Here is a 20064-nt window from a genome sequence, read left to right on the forward strand (position 1 = left end):
CGCTGAATGCTTATCAAAGTAAGAAGTGTTACGTGGGAATGTCACAAGGCGGCCCCCTTAGGGCGCCGCCTGTAAATCAACAGGTGGGAGTTTAGTTGAGCAAGCCGGGGAAAATGCCTTTTATTCCTGTGACAATAAATTCGATGCCGAGCGCCATTAACAACAACCCCATGATTCGGGTAATAACGTTGATACCGGTTTGCCCCAGCAAACGAACCAGCCACGGCGCCATACGGAACACGCCCCAGCAGCAAAGCGCAAAAAGCGCAATGGCAACTGAAAAGCCAAGCAAATGCGCGATGCTGTGATAACGCGTCCCCCAGACGATAGTGGAGCTAATCGCCCCTGGCCCTGCCATTAACGGCAGCGCTAACGGCACAACGCCAATGCTCTCGCGTATGGCCGTCTCTGACTTTTCTTGCTTGTTTTGTTTATCTTCCCCCAGCTTCCCGCTGATCATCGACATTGCAATGGTAACAACCAGGATACCGCCCGCAATTCTGAACGAATCAATAGAAATACCAAACAGCTGCAGGATGCCATCGCCGAGGAATAAGGAACTCCACAAGATAATCGCGACCGACAGATTCGCGGTGAGGTTAGTTTTATTACGCGCCGTGGCCGTCTGGTAGCTGGTCATGCTGATGAAAACGGGAATAATCCCCACCGGGTTAACCAGCGCAAAGAGCCCGATAAAGAACTTAAAGTAAACAGGAAAATCAAAAAGCGGTTGAATCACGGTTAGCTCCGAAGCGTTAGCCGGATGAAGTCAATTTTCGTTAATGATCAAAACGCGCAGAAGATACGCCTTTTATTCGCATAGTTCACCTCTTATCTACACCTAATTTCATCCATTCATCGCTGTTATTTATATGTACTCGTTATGCTAATCCACTTACTCTTCATGACAACAATTTCTTAACAATTTACATAAAACGCTAAAATGGCCTGCTGAAAGGTGTCAGCTTTGCGTAATATTGATTTAGATCACACAATCGCTACTCAGAAGTGAGTAATCTTGCTTACGCCACCTGGACGTAACGCGTTAGAGTTAAATGATACTAACGCAGAAGCTCTTTTAGTAAATCAGAGCGAAACGGACGTTAAGTAACCACCTGAATTTCAGGGATTTATACAAAGTATCGTCGATCTGTCTATACTCACGTATCGCGCAGATGATTTACTAAAAAAGTTTAACATTATCAGGAGAGCATTATGGCTGTTACTAATGTCGCTGAACTTAACGCACTCGTAGAGCGTGTAAAAAAAGCCCAGCGTGAATATGCCAGTTTCACTCAAGAACAGGTCGACAAAATCTTCCGCGCCGCTGCTTTGGCAGCCGCTGATGCCCGCATTCCGCTGGCCAAAATGGCCGTCGCCGAATCCGGTATGGGTATCGTGGAAGACAAAGTGATTAAAAACCACTTCGCTTCTGAATACATTTACAACGCTTATAAAGATGAAAAAACCTGCGGCGTGCTGTCTGAAGACGACACCTTCGGGACCATCACCATTGCTGAACCTATCGGCATTATTTGCGGTATCGTTCCAACCACTAACCCAACCTCTACCGCGATCTTCAAATCACTGATTAGCCTGAAGACCCGTAACGCCATCATCTTTTCTCCGCATCCGCGCGCTAAAGAAGCAACCAACAAAGCGGCAGACATCGTTCTGCAAGCGGCTATCGCTGCCGGCGCGCCGAAAGATCTGATTGGCTGGATCGATCAACCTTCCGTAGAACTGTCTAATGCGCTGATGCACCACCCGGATATTAACCTGATCCTCGCCACTGGCGGTCCAGGCATGGTTAAAGCTGCATACAGCTCCGGTAAACCGGCTATCGGCGTAGGCGCAGGCAACACCCCGGTAGTGATTGATGAAACCGCTGATATCAAACGCGCTGTGGCGTCTGTTCTGATGTCTAAAACCTTCGATAACGGCGTAATCTGTGCTTCTGAACAGTCTGTTGTCGTTGTTGATTCCGTCTATGATGCCGTTCGCGAACGTTTCGCCAGCCACGGCGGCTACATGCTGCAAGGCCAGGAGCTGAAAGCGGTTCAAAACGTTATCCTGAAAAATGGCGCTCTGAACGCCGCTATCGTCGGTCAGCCAGCCTACAAAATTGCTGAACTGGCAGGCTTCTCCGTACCAGAAACCACCAAGATTCTGATCGGTGAAGTTACGGTCGTTGACGAAAGCGAACCGTTCGCACACGAAAAACTGTCTCCGACTCTGGCGATGTATCGTGCGAAAGATTTCGAAGAAGCGGTAGAAAAAGCAGAAAAACTGGTCGCTATGGGCGGTATCGGTCACACCTCCTGCCTGTACACTGACCAGGATAACCAGCCAGAACGCGTTGCTTACTTCGGTCAGATGATGAAAACCGCGCGTATCCTGATCAACACCCCGGCCTCTCAGGGTGGTATCGGTGACTTGTACAACTTCAAACTCGCACCTTCCCTGACGTTGGGTTGTGGTTCCTGGGGTGGTAACTCCATCTCTGAAAACGTTGGTCCGAAACACCTGATCAACAAGAAAACCGTTGCTAAGCGAGCTGAAAACATGTTGTGGCACAAACTTCCGAAATCTATCTACTTCCGCCGTGGCTCTCTGCCCATCGCGCTGGATGAAGTGATTACTGATGGCCACAAACGTGCGCTCATCGTGACTGACCGCTTCCTGTTCAACAACGGCTATGCAGACCAGATCACCTCTGTGCTGAAAGCGGCTGGCGTTGAAACCGAAGTCTTCTTCGAAGTTGAAGCCGACCCGACTCTGAGCGTTGTGCGCAAAGGTGCTGAGCTGGCTAACTCCTTCAAACCAGACGTGATCATCGCGCTGGGCGGCGGTTCCCCGATGGACGCGGCGAAAATCATGTGGGTCATGTACGAACACCCGGAAACTCACTTCGAAGAACTGGCGCTGCGCTTTATGGACATCCGTAAACGTATCTACAAGTTCCCGAAAATGGGCGTGAAAGCGAAAATGATCGCCGTCACCACCACTTCCGGTACCGGTTCTGAAGTCACACCGTTTGCGGTTGTGACCGACGATGCAACCGGTCAGAAATATCCGCTGGCTGACTATGCCCTGACCCCGGATATGGCGATTGTCGATGCCAACCTGGTGATGGATATGCCGAAGTCCCTGTGTGCGTTCGGTGGTCTGGATGCGGTAACTCACGCCCTGGAAGCTTACGTTTCCGTACTGGCTTCTGAGTTCTCTGACGGTCAGGCTCTGCAGGCTCTGAAACTGCTGAAAGAAAACCTGCCGGCTTCTTACCACGAAGGGTCTAAAAACCCGGTTGCGCGTGAACGTGTTCACAGTGCAGCGACTATCGCCGGTATCGCGTTTGCCAACGCCTTCCTGGGTGTATGTCACTCCATGGCGCACAAACTGGGCTCTCAGTTCCACATTCCGCACGGTCTGGCGAACGCCCTGCTGATTTGTAACGTTATCCGCTACAACGCGAATGACAACCCGACCAAGCAGACCGCTTTCAGCCAGTACGATCGTCCGCAGGCACGCCGTCGTTACGCTGAAATTGCTGACCACCTGGGCCTGAGCGCGCCGGGCGACCGTACCGCCGCTAAGATTGAAAAACTGCTGGCATGGCTGGAAAGCATTAAAGCTGAGCTGGGCATTCCTAAGTCTATCCGTGAAGCAGGCGTGCAGGAAGCTGACTTCCTGGCACACGTTGACAAACTGTCTGAAGATGCCTTCGATGACCAGTGCACCGGCGCTAACCCGCGTTATCCGCTGATCTCCGAACTGAAACAGATTCTGCTGGATACCTACTACGGTCGTGATTTCACCGAAGGTGAAGTTGCAGCGAAGAAAGACGTCGTTGCCGCACCGAAAGCAGAGAAAAAAGCGAAAAAATCCGCTTAATTCGTTATCTGCTTTAGCATGACAAAAACGGCCTCAATTGAGGCCGTTTTTTTGTTTTACCTGTTTATCTGATGCCTGAAGGCGCTATGCTGATCATCTGGCCTACGTGCTCACGGCACGCCCTTCGTCAGGAGGCCTGAATAATGACCTCCAAAGCGCTACAGGGCGTTTTATAAGCCGATCGTTACCTCGGTATCATATGTGCCGATGACGCTCCTGAATCGCCGTCAGTGAGCCCTCCTCCAACGCGTCCTTATAATGCTTACGGCAAACTGAAACGTAGCGTTCATTCCCGCCAATAACCACCTGTTCGCCTTCGTTATAAGGCCTGCCGTCCTGATCAAGGCGCAGCACCATACTGGCTTTACGACCGCAGAAACAGATAGTTTTTAATTCCACCAGCTTATCTGACCATGCCAGCAAGTATTGGCTGCCGACAAAGAGCTCCCCACGAAAGTCTGTTCGTAGCCCATAGCAAAGTACTGGAATATCTAATTTGTCGACAACCTCGGATAATTGATAAACCTGCTGGCGAGTCAAAAACTGGCTTTCGTCGACTAACACGCAATGTATTGTCTGCCGCGCGCTCTCGGCACGAATCTCTTCAAACAAGGATGTATTTTGGTTAAACAATTTTGCCGGCGACGACAAACCGATACGAGAGCTGACTTTGCCTGCGCCGAAACGATCGTCGATTTCCGCCGTATATACGACGGTACGCATCCCGCGTTCCTGATAATTGTATGAAGATTGCAGCAGTGCAGTCGACTTACCCGCATTCATTGCCGAATAGTAGAAATATAGCTGTGCCATTGGTCGCAGGACCTCACCTGAGTGAAATAAAGATTGGCGGGATTGTACCATAATTTACCGACGCGACGGCGCGGCTCGCGCTCCGGTGAGTATTAAGAATTGTACAAACATCGCTCACTATACCCAAAATAATTCGCGTTGCTTAAAGGCGGCAAGGGAGTGAGTCCCCAGGAGCATAGATAACTATGTAGCTGGGGTGAGCGAGCGTAGCCAACACATAAGCAACTTGAAGTATGAAGGGTATATACACATTCCTTCACAAATTATGCCGTTAAAATTCATCAACAATGCTTATCATCACCCGCCAATATGAAAACCTTGTACTTATTGTTACCGTTACTCATACCCGGTGCAAAGTAATAGGGTTTTCTTGTAAGGAAAGCTAATACAAGAGATTGATATCTCTGCAATGAGATCGTATTTCATCATGATAAAATGTGACCTGACTCCTAAATTTTTAGCGACAGACGGTGAGTATCCCCCCTGCCAATAAGCTCTTTTTTGTGCGGCGCCTCAAGGAAAATTTAAGTTGAGATAATTAAAACGTGTGCTTAATAAAGCGTAATTTTGAATTCCTTACATTCCTGGCTATTGCACAACTGAATTTATCGCTCTATTATTAGCTCAACAAACCACCCCAATATAAGTTTGAGATTACTACAATGAGCGAAGCACTTAAAATTCTGAACAACATCCGTACTCTTCGTGCGCAGGCAAGAGAATGTACTCTGGAAACGCTTGAAGAAATGCTGGAAAAATTAGAAGTTGTCGTTAATGAGCGTCGTGAAGAAGAAAGCGCTGCTGCTGCTGAAGTGGAAGAACGCACTCGTAAACTGCAACAGTATCGTGAAATGTTAATTGCCGACGGCATTGACCCGAATGAACTGCTGAATAGCATGGCTGCCGCTAAATCCGGTACCAAAGCTAAACGTGCAGCTCGTCCGGCTAAATATAGCTATGTTGACGAAAACGGTGAAACTAAAACCTGGACTGGCCAGGGTCGTACACCGGCTGTAATCAAAAAAGCAATGGAAGAACAAGGTAAGCAACTGGAAGATTTCCTGATCAAGGAATAATTTACTTCCTGGATGCTTAAAATCCCGCCGCTGGCGGGATTTTTTTTGCCTGAGTTCTCCGCTGACGACCCCAGGCATAAAAAAAAGCGCCGGATTTACCAGCGCTTCTGTTAAAAAATTTATAACGTATCGTTACTTCTTAATACCCATTTCTTCTTCAAGCCAGGCTTTAAATTCAGCACCCAGCGAATTATGACGGATGCCATATTCAACGAATGCCTGCATATATCCTAACTTATTACCACAGTCATGGCTTTTACCCTTCATGTGGTAGGCTTCAACCGTTTCTTTTTCGATCAGCATATCGATAGCATCGGTCAACTGAATTTCATCCCCGGCGCCCGGAGGGGTTTTCGCCAGCAACGCCCAGATATCCGCGCTCAACACATAACGCCCGACAATCGCAAGGTTAGACGGCGCGACATCCGCTTTTGGTTTTTCAACCACGCCAACCATCGGCACACTTTCGCCCGGTGCCAGCTCAACGCCTTTACAATCGACCACGCCGTATGCAGTCACATCTTCTACTGGCTCAACCATAATCTGGCTATTGCCGGTTTCGTCGAAACGGCGGATCATTTCAGCCAGGTTATCCTGAGACAGGTCGGACTCATATTCGTCAAGAATAACGTCTGGCAGAATAACAGCGACAGGTTCGTTTCCGACAACGGGATGTGCGCACAATACGGCATGGCCCAGGCCTTTTGCCAGCCCTTGACGTACCTGCATAATAGTGACATGCGGAGGGCAAATAGACTGGACCTCTTCCAGAAGCTGACGCTTAACGCGTTTTTCCAGCATCGCTTCCAGCTCAAAACTGGTATCAAAGTGGTTTTCAATAGAGTTTTTAGACGAGTGCGTCACAAGCACGATTTCAGTAATGCCAGCAGCGATACATTCGTTCACGACGTACTGAATTAATGGCTTATCAACCAGCGGCAGCATCTCTTTCGGGATAGCTTTGGTCGCTGGCAACATCCTGGTTCCCAATCCCGCGACCGGGATAACGGCTTTTTTGACTTTCGAATTAAGGGCAGCCATTTAAAATTCTCCTGGACTGTTCATGTATTGAACGTGTTCATTAATCTGTATCGTGTTCCAGTATATCAGTACCAGAACAAGCCTCAGGTCCAAAAAGGACTTATATTGGTATAATTAAGACAAATACTTATAAATCTGCCGCAGATAGTAACACTCGTCGGGAAAGGCCGGTAAAGCAATTTCCGCTCACTCTTCCGTTTGGTCATTCCGCAGACAACATCAATCGCAGACGCCCTCCTGCGCCCCATATTTGACACTGCCATGAGTCGCAACGCTGGCTTAACTGGTTAAGGTAGGCGTTACCCAATGTTCCTAGCGGCACGCCGCTGCTAATTTGAACCTGATGAGCGCCCGTATTTAAGGTGGCGTTCAATCCGGCGGAGACGAGAATCAAATTTTTGAGCTCACTGTGATAGTAGCCGACAAATAGCGGGAATTGCCCAGGTAAATTGGCTTGTCTGAGCAGATGATTTACCTGTTTTAATAGCGCGCCTAACTCCGGTAAACGGTGCTTTTGTTGGCCGAGCTGATCCTGCAATAAGCCGTTAAATAGCGCCCGCAGCAACAATGCGGCTAACACGCCGTTATCGCCCGCCCGGGTGACATCCAGGCAATAAAATGCCAGTTCGTTATCAGATAGCGGCGCAATATCCAGCACCAGTCCAGGCTGATCGGCGGAGACGAGCTGCCGGTAATTAATGCGGCAATGAGAAATCACCTGCTGTACCGGGGGCTGCAATTCCTGCAACAATTGTGCTGCGGCGGTTGGATTACTCACCATTGCATCCCAGTCACGAAACAGGCGTTCTTCTTCTTCAACCCGCGAGTTAAACATATTAGGGTATAAGCAAGCGAATACGGTTTCCCGCAAGCGGTTGAGATCTTTTACCGGCTTCAGCAGGACATCTTCAACCCCAAGGCGTAACGCTTTGGCGATATCCGCCATATTTTCTGTTGCGGAAATAACCAGAATAGGCGTCTGGTCTCCGCGATTACGTAAGTTTTCTACCAGTTTGAGACCGTTCATTCTCGGCATAGCGATATCACATATCATGAGATCAGGGGTAAAACGCCCCATCAACTCCAGGGCATCCACCCCGTCGCCTGCCAATGCCGTTGTCGCTCCCAAAGAGGAAAACCACGAATCCAGAAGCGAGCGAAATACAGGCTCGTCTTCAACAATAAGAATCTGTTTTCCGACCAATGGCTGCGTCATGTTCTCTCCCCTGACTGGCTTTAATCAATAGTGGCATGGTATTGCCGCTTGCGCCTGTCAGAATTTGCTTAAGTGATCGTAAAAGGTACATTAAACGTCGGTACGCACCAAGGGTATAAGTTCGTCCATCTTTTTCTCTACGGCTAACTGACCCGCCGCAATAGCGGCATGGGCGCGATGAAAATCCAGCGTAGAGATTTGCGGACAGAATGGTTGAATGAGAATATCAGGCGGATCGCCAGCCATACGGTTACGTTTAAGACGATTTTCCAACACCTGAATGGAGGTTGTCATGATTTCCATTGCCCCAGGCGAACTCACGCCACGGCGTGAAGTCAGGCTACTGAAACGTTCTTTTAAACGCTTATGCCAGGGCAGCGCATCATCGCTCTCTTCATTGATATTCCCGACATTTACAGAGAGCAAATCTTGCTGCATGAGGTGGGCATCATGTTGCAGGTCTACCGCAATAACGATATCAGCCCCCAGCGCCCTGGTTAACGAAACAGGTACCGGATTAACGACTGCGCCATCTACCAGCCAGTAACCGTTATGCTCAACCGGAGACATCAGCCCTGGCATACTGCACGACGCGCGTACAGCAAGGTGTAGATCGCCTTCAGTAAACCATAGCTCTCGTCCCGTGCTAAGATTCGTCGCGACCGCGCCAAAACGTCTTGAACAGTGGTCAAAATCCGTGACGGGCATAATATCCCGATAGTGATTAAATACGCGTTCGCCGCGAAGCAACCCTCCTCTGCCCCAGGATACATCCATCAGGCGTAAAACATCCCAGTAGCGGAATGAACATACCCACTGTTCAAGCGCCGATAATTTATTACAGGCATACGCGGCGCCGACCAGTGAACCTATTGAGCATCCTGCAACGATATCAATATCAATGCCTGTTTGCTTGAGGGCTTTGATGACCCCAATATGAGACCATCCTCTCGCTGCGCCAGATCCCAGCGCCAGCCCTATTTTCATTTTTCTCATCGTACTTAACGACTTCCCCTGGCTTCAAGACGTAGCAACATCGCCACTGCTCAGTTAACATAATGCCACCCTGGCGTTCAACGCCGTTTTTTATATTCAGGGAGATTATTGTGTCTCAGCCTTGTCCCTGTGGTAGCGCTGACGAGTATAGCCTATGTTGTGGTCGTATTGTGTCCGGAGAACGAGTAGCACCCGATCCGTCACATCTCATGCGCTCTCGTTACTGCGCTTTTGTGATGAAAGACGCAGATTACTTAATTAAGAGCTGGCATCCAACCTGCAATGCGGCCGCGTTTCGTGATGATATCATCGCTGGATTTGCCAATACCAGGTGGCTCGGCCTGACTATTTTTGAACATACCTGGTCAGAAGCAGAAAATACAGGGTATGTTAGTTTTATCGCGCGTTTTTCCGAACAAGGGAAAAACGGGGCGATTATCGAACGTTCTCGTTTTATCAAAGAAAACGGTCAGTGGTATTATATTGACGGTACCCGCCCGCAGTTGGGTCGAAATGATCCCTGCCCGTGCGGTTCAGGCAAAAAATTTAAAAAGTGCTGCGGCCAGTGACGCCTGACAGTATCGATACAGCAAACACTCTCAACAGGATTTTTCCGGCAATGCAATCACTACAACGTAAAGTTCTGCGTACTATTTGTCCCGATCAAAAAGGCCTTATCGCGCGGATTACCAACATTTGCTATAAGCACGAGCTTAATATTGTGCAAAACAATGAATTTGTGGACCATCGCACCGGACGCTTTTTTATGCGGACCGAGCTGGAAGGCATCTTCAATGATTCCACTCTTCTGGCCGATCTGGACAGCGCCTTACCGGAAGGCTCTGTTCGTGAACTCAATCCCGCCGGACGCCGTCGGGTAGTGATTCTGGTTACTAAAGAGGCGCATTGTCTGGGCGACCTGCTGATGAAAGCCAACTATGGCGGACTGGATGTTGAAATCGCCGCGGTCATTGGCAACCATGAAACGTTACGCTCGCTGGTTGAACGTTTTGAGATCCCTTTCGAACTGGTCAGCCATGAGGGATTAACGCGTGAAGAGCATGACACGAAGATGGCGGACGCCATTGATGCCCATCAACCGGACTATGTGGTGCTGGCCAAGTATATGCGTGTTTTGACGCCAGGTTTTGTGGCGCGCTTTCCGAACAAAATTATCAATATCCACCACTCATTCCTGCCTGCTTTTATTGGTGCACGTCCTTATCATCAGGCCTATGAGCGCGGCGTGAAAATCATCGGCGCTACCGCGCACTATGTGAATGATAATCTGGATGAAGGTCCGATCATTATGCAAGATGTGATTCACGTCGATCACACCTACACAGCAGAAGATATGATGCGTGCCGGGCGCGACGTTGAGAAAAACGTATTAAGCCGCGCGCTGTATCAGGTTCTGGCGCAGCGGGTCTTTGTTTACGGCAATCGGACGATTATTCTTTAATCGTCAGTAATATGAATTGATTAGCTTTAATCCGTTACGGATGAAAAGTACGCAAACAGTTCATTTCAGGCAAAGGAATGCTTTACAGCGGCGTGTCATTTGATATGATGCGCCCCGCTTTCCGAAAGGAAGCGGGCCAGTATTAAGCATTACCCCGTGGTGGGGTTCCCGAGCGGCCAAAGGGAGCAGACTGTAAATCTGCCGTCATCGACTTCGAAGGTTCGAATCCTTCCCCCACCACCATTATTCACTACAGCGATGTAGTTAACTCGATGAGTAATGCAGAAGTTTGCACTTGTCGGGGAAGGGTGAGAACCTTCGATTAAGGTTCGACTCGAGCGAAAGCGAGAGAACGTTGCCAACGGCAACGGCCCGTAGGGTGAGGAGCGAAGCGACGAATAATCCTTCCCCCACCACCATCTTCAAGCTTTACCTACAATTTGAATTACCCCTGGTGGGGTTCCCGAGCGGCCAAAGGGAGCAGACTGTAAATCTGCCGTCATCGACTTCGAAGGTTCGAATCCTTCCCCCACCACCATTATTCACTACAGCGATGTAGTTAACTCGATGAGTAATGCAGAAGTTTGCACTTGTCGGGGAAGGGTGAGAACCTTCGATTAAGGTTCGACTCGAGCGAAAGCGAGAGAACGTTGCCAACGGCAACGGCCCGTAGGGTGAGGAGCGAAGCGACGAATAATCCTTCCCCCACCACCATCTTCAAGCTTTACCTACAATTTGAATTACCCCTGGTGGGGTTCCCGAGCGGCCAAAGGGAGCAGACTGTAAATCTGCCGTCATCGACTTCGAAGGTTCGAATCCTTCCCCCACCACCATTATTCACTACAGCGATGTAGTTAACTCGATGAGTAATGCAGAAGTTTGCACTTGTCGGGGAAGGGTGAGAACCTTCGATTAAGGTTCGACTCGAGCGAAAGCGAGAGAACGTTGCCAACGGCAACGGCCCGTAGGGTGAGGAGCGAAGCGACGAATAATCCTTCCCCCACCACCATCTTCAAGCTTTACCTACAATTTGAATTACCCCTGGTGGGGTTCCCGAGCGGCCAAAGGGAGCAGACTGTAAATCTGCCGTCATCGACTTCGAAGGTTCGAATCCTTCCCCCACCACCATTATTCACTACAGCGATGTAGTTAACTCGATGAGTAATGCAGAAGTTTGCACTTGTCGGGGAAGGGTGAGAACCTTCGATTAAGGTTCGACTCGAGCGAAAGCGAGAGAACGTTGCCAACGGCAACGGCCCGTAGGGTGAGGAGCGAAGCGACGAATAATCCTTCCCCCACCACCATCTTCAAGCTTTACCTACAATTTGAATTACCCCTGGTGGGGTTCCCGAGCGGCCAAAGGGAGCAGACTGTAAATCTGCCGTCATCGACTTCGAAGGTTCGAATCCTTCCCCCACCACCATTATTCACTACAGCGATGTAGTTAACTCGATGAGTAATGCAGAAGTTTGCACTTGTCGGGGAAGGGTGAGAACCTTCGATTAAGGTTCGACTCGAGCGAAAGCGAGAGAACGTTGCCAACGGCAACGGCCCGTAGGGTGAGGAGCGAAGCGACGAATAATCCTTCCCCCACCACCATCTTCAAGCTTTACCTACAATTTGAATTACCCCTGGTGGGGTTCCCGAGCGGCCAAAGGGAGCAGACTGTAAATCTGCCGTCATCGACTTCGAAGGTTCGAATCCTTCCCCCACCACCATTATTCACTACAGCGATGTAGTTAACTCGATGAGTAATGCAGAAGTTTGCACTTGTCGGGGAAGGGTGAGAACCTTCGATTAAGGTTCGACTCGAGCGAAAGCGAGAGAACGTTGCCAACGGCAACGGCCCGTAGGGTGAGGAGCGAAGCGACGAATAATCCTTCCCCCACCACCATCTTCAAGCTTTACCTACAATTTGAATTACCCCTGGTGGGGTTCCCGAGCGGCCAAAGGGAGCAGACTGTAAATCTGCCGTCATCGACTTCGAAGGTTCGAATCCTTCCCCCACCACCATTATTCACTACAGCGATGTAGTTAACTCGATGAGTAATGCAGAAGTTTGCACTTGTCGGGGAAGGGTGAGAACCTTCGATTAAGGTTCGACTCGAGCGAAAGCGAGAGAACGTTGCCAACGGCAACGGCCCGTAGGGTGAGGAGCGAAGCGACGAATAATCCTTCCCCCACCACCATCTTCAAGCTTTACCTACAATTTGAATTACCCCTGGTGGGGTTCCCGAGCGGCCAAAGGGAGCAGACTGTAAATCTGCCGTCATCGACTTCGAAGGTTCGAATCCTTCCCCCACCACCATCACTCCCGTCGCGTATCTTATCCCCGTTAAGCACAGTGTCTCATATCTCTCTGTACGGGGAAGGATGAGAAGCTTCGACTAAGGTTCGATTCGAGCGAAAGCGAGAAAGCGTTGCCAACGGCAACGACCCGAAGGGCGAAGCGCGCAGCGCTGAGTCATCCTTCCCCCACCACCATCACCTCCCAGTCGCACTTCAGCAAGATCAAACCTTAATGTCCTATATTCTGCCCTCGATACTTGCCCGCAATATGCCTGATGCACTGCGCTTATCAGGCCTACAGGAGAGTTGACGCCTGCGTAGGCCGGATAAGGCATTTATGCCGCCATCCGGCAAACAACCATAAAAAAACTCCGCCGAAGCGGAGTTTAGGGCATCGAGAGAAAATCAGTGACGTGCACGAACAATCTGGTATTTGCGGGTCAGGTACTCGACCGGCACGCTCCAGATATGCACCAGGCGCGAGAATGGGAATAACAGGAACAGCGTCATCCCCAGTACCAGGTGCATACGGAAGATAAAGGCCACACCGTCCAGATGTGCGGATGCGCCACCGTGGAAGGTCACAACTGACTGCGCCCATCCGACCAGCTTCATCATTTCACTCCCGTCCATATGCCGGGCGGAGAACGGAATGGTCAGCAGACCCAGCGCGCACTGAATCACCAGCAATGAGAGAATCAAAATATCTGCGCCGGTAGTGGTGGCGCGGACACGTGGGCTGAACAGACGACGCTTGAGCAGTAAAATACCGCCAACCAGCGTCAGCACGCCGCAGGCGCCGCCGGCAATCATCGCCATCTTCTGCTTCACGTCGACCGGCAGAAAAGCTTCATACATCCAGTGCGGCGTTAACATGCCCAGGAAGTGACCGGCGAAAATACCCAGAATCCCAATGTGGAACAGGTTTGACGCCAGGTTCATTCCTTTGCGATCCAGCATCTGACTGGAAGCCGCCCGCCAGGTGTACTGGCCGTAGTCGTAACGTAACCAACTACCGATCAGAAATACCGATCCGGCAATGTACGGGTAGATATCAAAGAAGAACATATTCAGGAAGTGCATTAGTGCTGTCCTCCGGTGGTGATATTCAGATATTGCGGCGCCACGGCCCCGGCAAAACGACGCTGGTGAGCGGAGATTTCCGACTCGCCACACCCCTGATCGGCGAAGAATTTCACCTGCTCTTCTTCCCAGACCGCATCCAACGCCTGTGGGGTATCATCACGTGCTTCATTCGCAATTTTTTCAGCCACTTTGTCGCTGTCGATAACGGTATTCGCCAGTTTTAACAGCAGATCGAACAGCACCGCATAACGGCTGTCACGCTGTTGCAAACGTGCGCTGAGCAACGCCAGAATCGGCGCGATATCCTGTAACCCCCCTAACGCTTCGCTTTTCGGCAACTGCGCAAGGTATTCCAGATACAGCGGCAGATGATCGGGAAGTTCGCGGCTGTCGAGCTGCAAACCGTGCTGCTCATACTGTGCCATCAGGTCAACCATCGCCTGACCGCGATCGCGGGATTCCCCGTGTACATGTTCAAACAGCAGCAGCGATGTGGCACGGCCACGGTCAAACAGTTCGCTATAAGCGGCCTGTACATCCAGCATGTCCTGCGCGGTTAAATCGCGCAGGAAAACGCCCAGAGTCTGGGCATCCTCTTTATCCAGGTTCTCAGATGACGCGAGCGCATCGAACAACTCCTGCTGATGCTGCCACAGGGCAGCATCCGGGTACTCGAGCAGACGCGAAACAATGACGAGTTCAATCATGCGTGCGGCTCCGTTTTGCTGGTCACATCAACAGCGTCGATGCGGCGGCTGTTGAACAGATTGAATTTGGTATCAGACCCGTGGCAACCATCGCCGAAGGTAAAGCCACAACCGTTTTTCTCCGGGAATGCGTCACGCGCCAGTTCACGATGGCTGCTCGGTACCACAAAGCGATCTTCATAGTTGGCAATCGCCAGATAACGATACATTTCCTGCGCCTGGGCTTCGCTTAAACCCACCTCTTCCAGAGCGCGGGTATCCACTTTACCGTCTACGGTTTCCGCACGTTTGTAGTGACGCATCGCCAGCATCCGTTTCAGCGCCAACAGTACCGGCTGAGTGTCGCCAGCGGTCAACAGGTTCGCCAAGTACTGCACCGGGATACGCAGACTGTCTACATCCGGCAGAATACCGTTGCTGCCCAGTTCACCCGCGTCGGCGGCAGACTGAATCGGTGACAAAGGCGGCACGTACCAGACCATCGGCAGCGTGCGGTATTCCGGATGCAGCGGCAGCGCCAGCTTCCAGTCCATCGCCATTTTGTACACTGGCGATTGCTGCGCCGCATCGATCACGCTCTGCGGCACGCCATCCTTCAGCGCCTGCTCAATGACAGCCGGATCGTTTGGATCGAGGAACACGTCCAGTTGACGCTGGTATAGATCTTTTTCGTTTTCCGTACTGGCGGCGCTTTCAATGGCATCGGCGTCATACAGCAGTACGCCAAGATAACGGATACGGCCCACGCAGGTTTCCGAGCAAACGGTCGGCTGACCGGCTTCGATACGCGGGTAGCAGAAGATGCACTTCTCGGACTTGCCGCTCTTCCAGTTGAAGTAAATCTTCTTGTACGGGCAGCCGGTGATGCACATCCGCCAGCCGCGGCACTTGTCCTGGTCGATCAGCACGATGCCATCTTCTTCACGCTTGTAGATAGCACCGCTTGGGCAGGTCGCCACACACGCCGGGTTAAGGCAATGCTCGCACAGGCGCGGCAGGTACATCATGAAGGTGTTTTCGAACTGGCCGTACATCGCCTTCTGCATGTTTTCGAAGTTCTGGTCCTTGGCGCGTTTTTCGAATTCGCCGCCCAGAATTTCTTCCCAGTTCGGACCGCTGGTAATTTTGTCCATCCGCTGACCGGTAATCAACGAGCGCGGGCGGGCAATCGGCTGCGCTTTGCTGCCTTCCGGCGCGGTGTGCAAATTCTGATAGTCAAAATCAAACGGCTCGTAGTAATCATCCATGCCCGGCAGATGCGGGTTAGCAAAGATTTTACCCAGCAGCAGCGCCCGGTTGCCCATGCGCGGCTGTAGCTTGCCGTTAATTTTGCGGATCCAGCCGCCTTTCCATTTTTCCTGATTTTCCCAGTCATTCGGAAAACCAACGCCGGGCTTACTTTCCACGTTGTTGAACCAGGCGTACTCCATACCTTCACGGCTGGTCCAGACGTTTTTACAGGTGACTGAACAGGTATGACAGCCGATGCACTTATCGAGATTCAGCACCATGCCGACTTGTGAACGAATTTTCATTTTACGCTCTCCTGTACCTGGTCATTGCCTTCGCCATCCAACCAGTTAATGTTCTTCATCTTACGTACCACCACAAACTCATCGCGGTTGGAGCCGACGGTACCGTAGTAGTTAAAGCCGTAGGCTAACTGCGCATAGCCGCCGATCATATGGGTCGGTTTCGGCGTAATGCGCGTCACCGAGTTATGAATACCGCCGCGCTGCTGGGTAATTTCCGACCCCGGCAGGTTTACGATACGTTCCTGCGCGTGGTACATCATGGTCATACCCGCCGGTACACGCTGGCTGACCACTGCGCGTGCGGTCAATGCGCCGTTGCTGTTGAAGACTTCGATCCAGTCGTTATCTTCAATGCCCAGCTCTTTGGCGTCGGTTTCGCTCATCCATACAATCGGGCCGCCACGCGACAAGGTCAGCATCAACAGGTTATCGCTGTAGGTCGAGTGGATACCCCATTTCTGGTGCGGCGTCAGGAAGTTGAGCGCCTTCTCCGGATTACCGTTGGATTTACGCCCCATCACCGCTTTCACCGAGCGGGTGTCGATCGGTGGACGATACACCAGCAAACTTTCGCCGAAATCACGCATCCACTGGTGATCCTGATACAACTGCTGGCGACCAGACAGCGTACGCCATGGGATCAGCTCATGGACGTTGGTATAACCGGCGTTATAAGACACATGTTCATCTTCCAGGCCAGACCAGGTCGGGCTGGAGATAATTTTGCGCGGCTGGGCCTGAATATCGCGGAAGCGGATTTTCTCTTCTTCTTTATTGGTTGCCAGATGCGTATGGTCGCGACCGGTAAACTCGCTCAGCGCCGCCCAGGCTTTCACCGCCACCTGACCGTTGGTTTCCGGCGCTAACGTCAGGATCATCTCTGCCGCGTCAATCGCCGTGTTGAGCATCGGCTGGCCTTTCGCCGGACCGTCCGCTTTGGTGTAATTGAGCTTACGCAGCAAGTCCATTTCGCTCTGCGTGTTCCAGGCAATTCCTTTCCCGCCGTTGCCGATTTTCTCCATCAGCGGGCCGATAGAGGTAAATCGCTCATAGGTGGCCGGATAATCACGCTCAACGGTCATGATGTGCGGCGCGGTTTTCCCTGGAATCAGGTCGCATTCGCCTTTTTTCCAGTCTTTCACGTCCAGCGGCTGCGCCAGTTCAGCGGCAGAATCGTGCTGGATCGGCAGCGTCACGACGTCAGTCTCTTTACCCAGGTGGCCTACACAGACTTCGGAGAATTTCTTCGCAATGCCTTTGTAGATTTCCCAGTCGCTTTTCGATTCCCAGGCCGGATCTACGGCGGCAGACAGCGGATGAATAAACGGATGCATATCCGAGGTATTCATATCGTCTTTTTCATACCAGGTGGCGGTCGGCAGTACGATATCGGAGTACAGGCAGGTGCTCGACAGGCGGAAGTCCAGCGTCACCACCAGATCCAGTTTGCCGTCCAGGCCATTGTCACGCCACTCCACTTCTTCCGGCTTCACACCGCCCTGTTTACCCAGATCCAGCCCCTGAATACCATGCTCAGTACCCAGCAGATACTTCAGCATGTACTCATGGCCTTTACCGGAAGACCCAAGCAGGTTAGAACGCCAGATGAACAGGTTACGCGGGTGGTTTTTACCGTTTTCCGGCTGCTCGGCGGCAAAGCGAATCGAACCCTCTTTCAGGGATTTGACGGTATAATCTACCGGCGTCATACCGGCTTTTTCCGCTTCACGCGCAATGTACAGCGGGTTGGTGCCTAACTGCGGTGCCGACGGCAACCAGCCCATACGCTCGGCGCGCACATTGAAGTCAATCAGATGACCGCTATAGCGGGATTTGTCCGCCATCGGCGACAGTAACTCCTCGGCGGTCACCGTCTCGTAGCGCCACTGGCTGGAGTGGTTATAGAAGTAAGAGGTGCTGTTCATGTGACGCGCCGGACGCTGCCAGTCAAGGGCAAACGCCAGCGGCTGCCAGCCGGTCTGCGGACGCAGTTTTTCCTGACCGACGTAGTGCGCCCAGCCGCCGCCGCTCTGACCAACGCAACCACAGAACACCAACATATTAATCAGCCCGCGATAGTTCATATCGAGGTGATACCAGTGGTTCAGACCGGCGCCAACGATAATCATTGAACGCCCGTGCGTTTTGTCCGCGTTATCGGCGAACTCCCGTGCGATACGGATGATCTGCGCCCGCGGCACGCCGGTGATCTGCTCGGCCCATGCTGGCGTATATGCTTTGGTATCGTCATAACTGGCGGCACAATTTTCATCGTTCAGGCCGCGTTCCAGACCATAGTTCGCCATGGTCAGGTCATACACGGTGGTGACTAACGCGGTAGAACCATCGGCCAGTTGCAGACGTTTTGCCGGCAGTTTATGCAGCAGGACGTTATCCAGCGCCACATGATTAAAGTACTCTGAACCTTCGCCGCCGAAATACGGGAAGCCCACGTCAGCAATCTCATCCTGGCTGCCCAGCAAGCTGAGCTGCAATTCAGTTTCTGCACCGGTAGTCCCGTCGCGCTGTTCGAGGTTCCATTTGCCTTTTTCACCCCAGCGGAAGCCGATGGAGCCATTTGGCGCCACCATTTCACCGTTGCTATTGATAGCGACGGTTTTCCATTCCGGGTTATTTTCCTGCCCCAGCGAATCAACGAGATCGGCAGCGCGCAGCATACGACCTGCGGCATAATAACCATCACGCTCTTCAAGCATCACCAGCATTGGCATGTCGGTATAGCGGCGGACATAATCGGTGAAGTACTGGCGCGGGTTGTCGAGGTGGAATTCGCGCAGCATGACGTGGCCCATCGCCAGCGCCATCGCCGCATCGGTCCCCTGCTTCGGCGCCAGCCACAGATCGCACAGTTTGGCGATTTCAGCATAGTCCGGCGTCACCGCGACGGTTTTAGTGCCTTTGTAACGTACTTCGGTAAAGAAGTGGGCGTCCGGCGTACGGGTTTGCGGCACGTTAGAGCCCCAGGCGATAATATAGCTGGAGTTGTACCAGTCAGCGGATTCCGGCACGTCGGTCTGCTCGCCCCAGGTTTGCGGGGAGGCTGGCGGCAGGTCGCAGTACCAGTCGTAGAAGCTCAGGCAGGTGCCGCCAATCAGCGAAAGATAACGTGCGCCGGAAGCGTAGGAAACCATCGACATCGCCGGGATGGGTGAGAAGCCCGCGACGCGGTCAGGGCCATAGGTTTTCACGGTGTACACGTTGGAGGCGGCGATCAGCTCGTTCACTTCCTGCCATGAGGAGCGAACAAAGCCGCCACGACCACGCGCCTGTTTGAAGCTTTTGGCTTTATCGGCATCTTCAATAATGGAGGCCCATGCCTCTACCGGATCGCGATGCAGTTTTTTCGCCTCGCGCCACATCTTCATCAGACGTTTGCGCATTAGCGGATATTTCAGTCGGTTAGCGCTGTAGAGATACCAGGAGTAACTTGCGCCGCGCGGGCAGCCGCGAGGTTCATGGTTTGGCATATCAGGACGGGTGCGCGGGTAATCGGTTTGCTGTGTTTCCCAGGTCACCAGACCATTTTTGACATAAATTTTCCAGCTACAAGAACCGGTGCAGTTCACCCCATGGGTTGAGCGCACAATTTTGTCATGCTGCCAACGTTGGCGGTATCCGTCCTCCCAGTCCCGGTTTGTTTCGAGAAGCTGGCCGTGCCCATCGGCAAAGGTTTCGCCCTTCTGCTTGAAGTAGCGAAACCGGTCCAGGAATTTACTCATCGGGTTTCTCCTGTGTGGAACCTTACGGCTCTCTGATAAATCGACATTGCTTAACTAAGGGCGAAGGTAACGCGCTGAATGGGCGTGAGAATTGATAACGATCAAGGCGGACAGGGATGCAAATGGCGCGCAAACCTTCTGCATACTCCTTTTGGAGGAGGAGTTTTATTTATATATATTGTTGATTTAATTACATAAAATTAAATTTA

At 51.7% G+C, this 20064-nt stretch carries 13 protein-coding genes, 8 tRNA genes and 8 other RNA genes; 20 read left to right on the top strand and 9 right to left on the bottom strand.

The features are described from left to right. Positions 1-91 precede the first annotated feature (91 nt). The gene (locus ACLD4F_RS03915; protein ID WP_000615840.1) at positions 92-739 is read right to left on the bottom strand and encodes a YchE family NAAT transporter; all 648 of its coding nucleotides are present in this window, start codon (positions 737-739) and stop codon (positions 92-94) included. A gap of 476 nt (positions 740-1215) precedes the next feature. On the opposite strand from ACLD4F_RS03915, the gene adhE reads away from it, so the two are divergent. Next, the gene (gene adhE / locus ACLD4F_RS03920) at positions 1216-3894 is read left to right on the top strand and encodes a bifunctional acetaldehyde-CoA/alcohol dehydrogenase (protein ID WP_000301678.1); all 2679 of its coding nucleotides are present in this window, start codon (positions 1216-1218) and stop codon (positions 3892-3894) included. Between the two features lie 195 nt (positions 3895-4089). On the opposite strand, the gene tdk is transcribed toward adhE, so the two are convergent. Next, positions 4090-4707: a thymidine kinase gene (gene tdk / locus ACLD4F_RS03925; protein ID WP_000068097.1), complete on the bottom strand. Its 618-nt coding sequence runs from the start codon at positions 4705-4707 to the stop codon at positions 4090-4092. A gap of 662 nt (positions 4708-5369) precedes the next feature. On the opposite strand from tdk, the gene hns reads away from it, so the two are divergent. After that, entirely contained in the window at positions 5370-5783 is a 414-nt protein-coding gene (gene hns, locus ACLD4F_RS03930; RefSeq protein ID WP_001287383.1) for a histone-like nucleoid-structuring protein H-NS, read from the top strand. 132 nt (positions 5784-5915) lie between these two features. Here hns and galU read toward each other — a convergent pair whose 3' ends face one another. The 3 genes from galU to rssA all read right to left on the bottom strand — a co-directional run bounded on the left by galU (position 5916) and on the right by rssA (position 9036). Then, positions 5916-6824 (bottom strand): UTP--glucose-1-phosphate uridylyltransferase GalU, encoded by a 909-nt coding sequence (gene galU, locus ACLD4F_RS03935; protein WP_000729450.1) that lies wholly within the window; start codon positions 6822-6824, stop codon positions 5916-5918. A 202-nt stretch (positions 6825-7026) separates the two neighbouring features. Continuing rightward, positions 7027-8040: a two-component system response regulator RssB gene (gene rssB / locus ACLD4F_RS03940; RefSeq protein WP_000193432.1), complete on the bottom strand. Its 1014-nt coding sequence runs from the start codon at positions 8038-8040 to the stop codon at positions 7027-7029. A 90-nt stretch (positions 8041-8130) separates the two neighbouring features. Further along, positions 8131-9036, bottom strand: coding sequence for a patatin-like phospholipase RssA (gene rssA, locus ACLD4F_RS03945; protein ID WP_001230575.1), 906 nt, complete (start codon positions 9034-9036; stop codon positions 8131-8133). Between the two features lie 110 nt (positions 9037-9146). Between rssA and ACLD4F_RS03950 the strand changes: the two genes are divergently transcribed. The 18 genes from ACLD4F_RS03950 to ACLD4F_RS04035 all read left to right on the top strand — a co-directional run bounded on the left by ACLD4F_RS03950 (position 9147) and on the right by ACLD4F_RS04035 (position 12982). After that, entirely contained in the window at positions 9147-9605 is a 459-nt protein-coding gene (locus ACLD4F_RS03950; protein WP_001682412.1) for a YchJ family protein, read from the top strand. 50 nt (positions 9606-9655) lie between these two features. After that, positions 9656-10498, top strand: coding sequence for a formyltetrahydrofolate deformylase (gene purU / locus ACLD4F_RS03955; protein ID WP_001191156.1), 843 nt, complete (start codon positions 9656-9658; stop codon positions 10496-10498). A gap of 158 nt (positions 10499-10656) precedes the next feature. Beyond that, positions 10657-10741, top strand: a tRNA-Tyr gene (locus tag ACLD4F_RS03960). A gap of 44 nt (positions 10742-10785) precedes the next feature. Beyond that, a non-coding RNA gene (locus tag ACLD4F_RS03965) (RtT sRNA) lies at positions 10786-10917 on the top strand. 34 nt (positions 10918-10951) lie between these two features. Continuing rightward, a tRNA-Tyr gene (locus ACLD4F_RS03970) sits at positions 10952-11036 on the top strand. A 44-nt stretch (positions 11037-11080) separates the two neighbouring features. Next, positions 11081-11212, top strand: a non-coding RNA gene (locus ACLD4F_RS03975) — RtT sRNA. A gap of 34 nt (positions 11213-11246) precedes the next feature. Then, positions 11247-11331 (top strand) — tRNA-Tyr (locus tag ACLD4F_RS03980). 44 nt (positions 11332-11375) lie between these two features. Next, positions 11376-11507: non-coding RNA, RtT sRNA (locus ACLD4F_RS03985), on the top strand. A 34-nt stretch (positions 11508-11541) separates the two neighbouring features. Continuing rightward, a tRNA-Tyr gene (locus tag ACLD4F_RS03990) sits at positions 11542-11626 on the top strand. 44 nt (positions 11627-11670) lie between these two features. Next, a non-coding RNA gene (locus tag ACLD4F_RS03995) (RtT sRNA) lies at positions 11671-11802 on the top strand. A gap of 34 nt (positions 11803-11836) precedes the next feature. Then, positions 11837-11921 (top strand) — tRNA-Tyr (locus ACLD4F_RS04000). A 44-nt stretch (positions 11922-11965) separates the two neighbouring features. Next, positions 11966-12097, top strand: a non-coding RNA gene (locus ACLD4F_RS04005) — RtT sRNA. A 34-nt stretch (positions 12098-12131) separates the two neighbouring features. Beyond that, positions 12132-12216: transfer RNA gene (locus ACLD4F_RS04010), tRNA-Tyr, on the top strand. A gap of 44 nt (positions 12217-12260) precedes the next feature. Beyond that, a non-coding RNA gene (locus ACLD4F_RS04015) (RtT sRNA) lies at positions 12261-12392 on the top strand. Positions 12393-12426: 34 nt separating this feature from the next. Next, positions 12427-12511 (top strand) — tRNA-Tyr (locus tag ACLD4F_RS04020). A gap of 44 nt (positions 12512-12555) precedes the next feature. Next, a non-coding RNA gene (locus tag ACLD4F_RS04025) (RtT sRNA) lies at positions 12556-12687 on the top strand. Between the two features lie 34 nt (positions 12688-12721). Then, positions 12722-12806, top strand: a tRNA-Tyr gene (locus tag ACLD4F_RS04030). Positions 12807-12850: 44 nt separating this feature from the next. Further along, positions 12851-12982, top strand: a non-coding RNA gene (locus ACLD4F_RS04035) — RtT sRNA. Positions 12983-13192: 210 nt separating this feature from the next. Here ACLD4F_RS04035 and narI read toward each other — a convergent pair. The 4 genes from narI to ACLD4F_RS04055 are packed head-to-tail and all read right to left on the bottom strand — an operon-like array spanning position 13193 to position 19855. After that, the gene (gene narI, locus ACLD4F_RS04040) at positions 13193-13870 is read right to left on the bottom strand and encodes a respiratory nitrate reductase subunit gamma (RefSeq protein ID WP_045343554.1); all 678 of its coding nucleotides are present in this window, start codon (positions 13868-13870) and stop codon (positions 13193-13195) included. After that, complete coding sequence (narJ, locus tag ACLD4F_RS04045; protein WP_000571668.1) at positions 13870-14580, bottom strand: nitrate reductase molybdenum cofactor assembly chaperone; 711 nt, start codon at positions 14578-14580, stop codon at positions 13870-13872. The genes narI and narJ overlap by 1 nt, the downstream gene beginning before the upstream one ends. After that, positions 14577-16115, bottom strand: coding sequence for a nitrate reductase subunit beta (gene narH, locus ACLD4F_RS04050; RefSeq protein ID WP_411010682.1), 1539 nt, complete (start codon positions 16113-16115; stop codon positions 14577-14579). Before narH ends, narJ begins: the two co-directional genes overlap by 4 nt. Then, positions 16112-19855: a nitrate reductase subunit alpha gene (locus ACLD4F_RS04055; protein ID WP_023205875.1), complete on the bottom strand. Its 3744-nt coding sequence runs from the start codon at positions 19853-19855 to the stop codon at positions 16112-16114. The genes narH and ACLD4F_RS04055 overlap by 4 nt, the downstream gene beginning before the upstream one ends. Positions 19856-20064 lie beyond the last annotated feature (209 nt).

Origin of the sequence: Salmonella sp. 741265050_HSA, assembly GCF_046569445.1 — a bacterium.
GTDB classification, from domain to species: domain Bacteria; phylum Pseudomonadota; class Gammaproteobacteria; order Enterobacterales; family Enterobacteriaceae; genus Salmonella; species Salmonella enterica.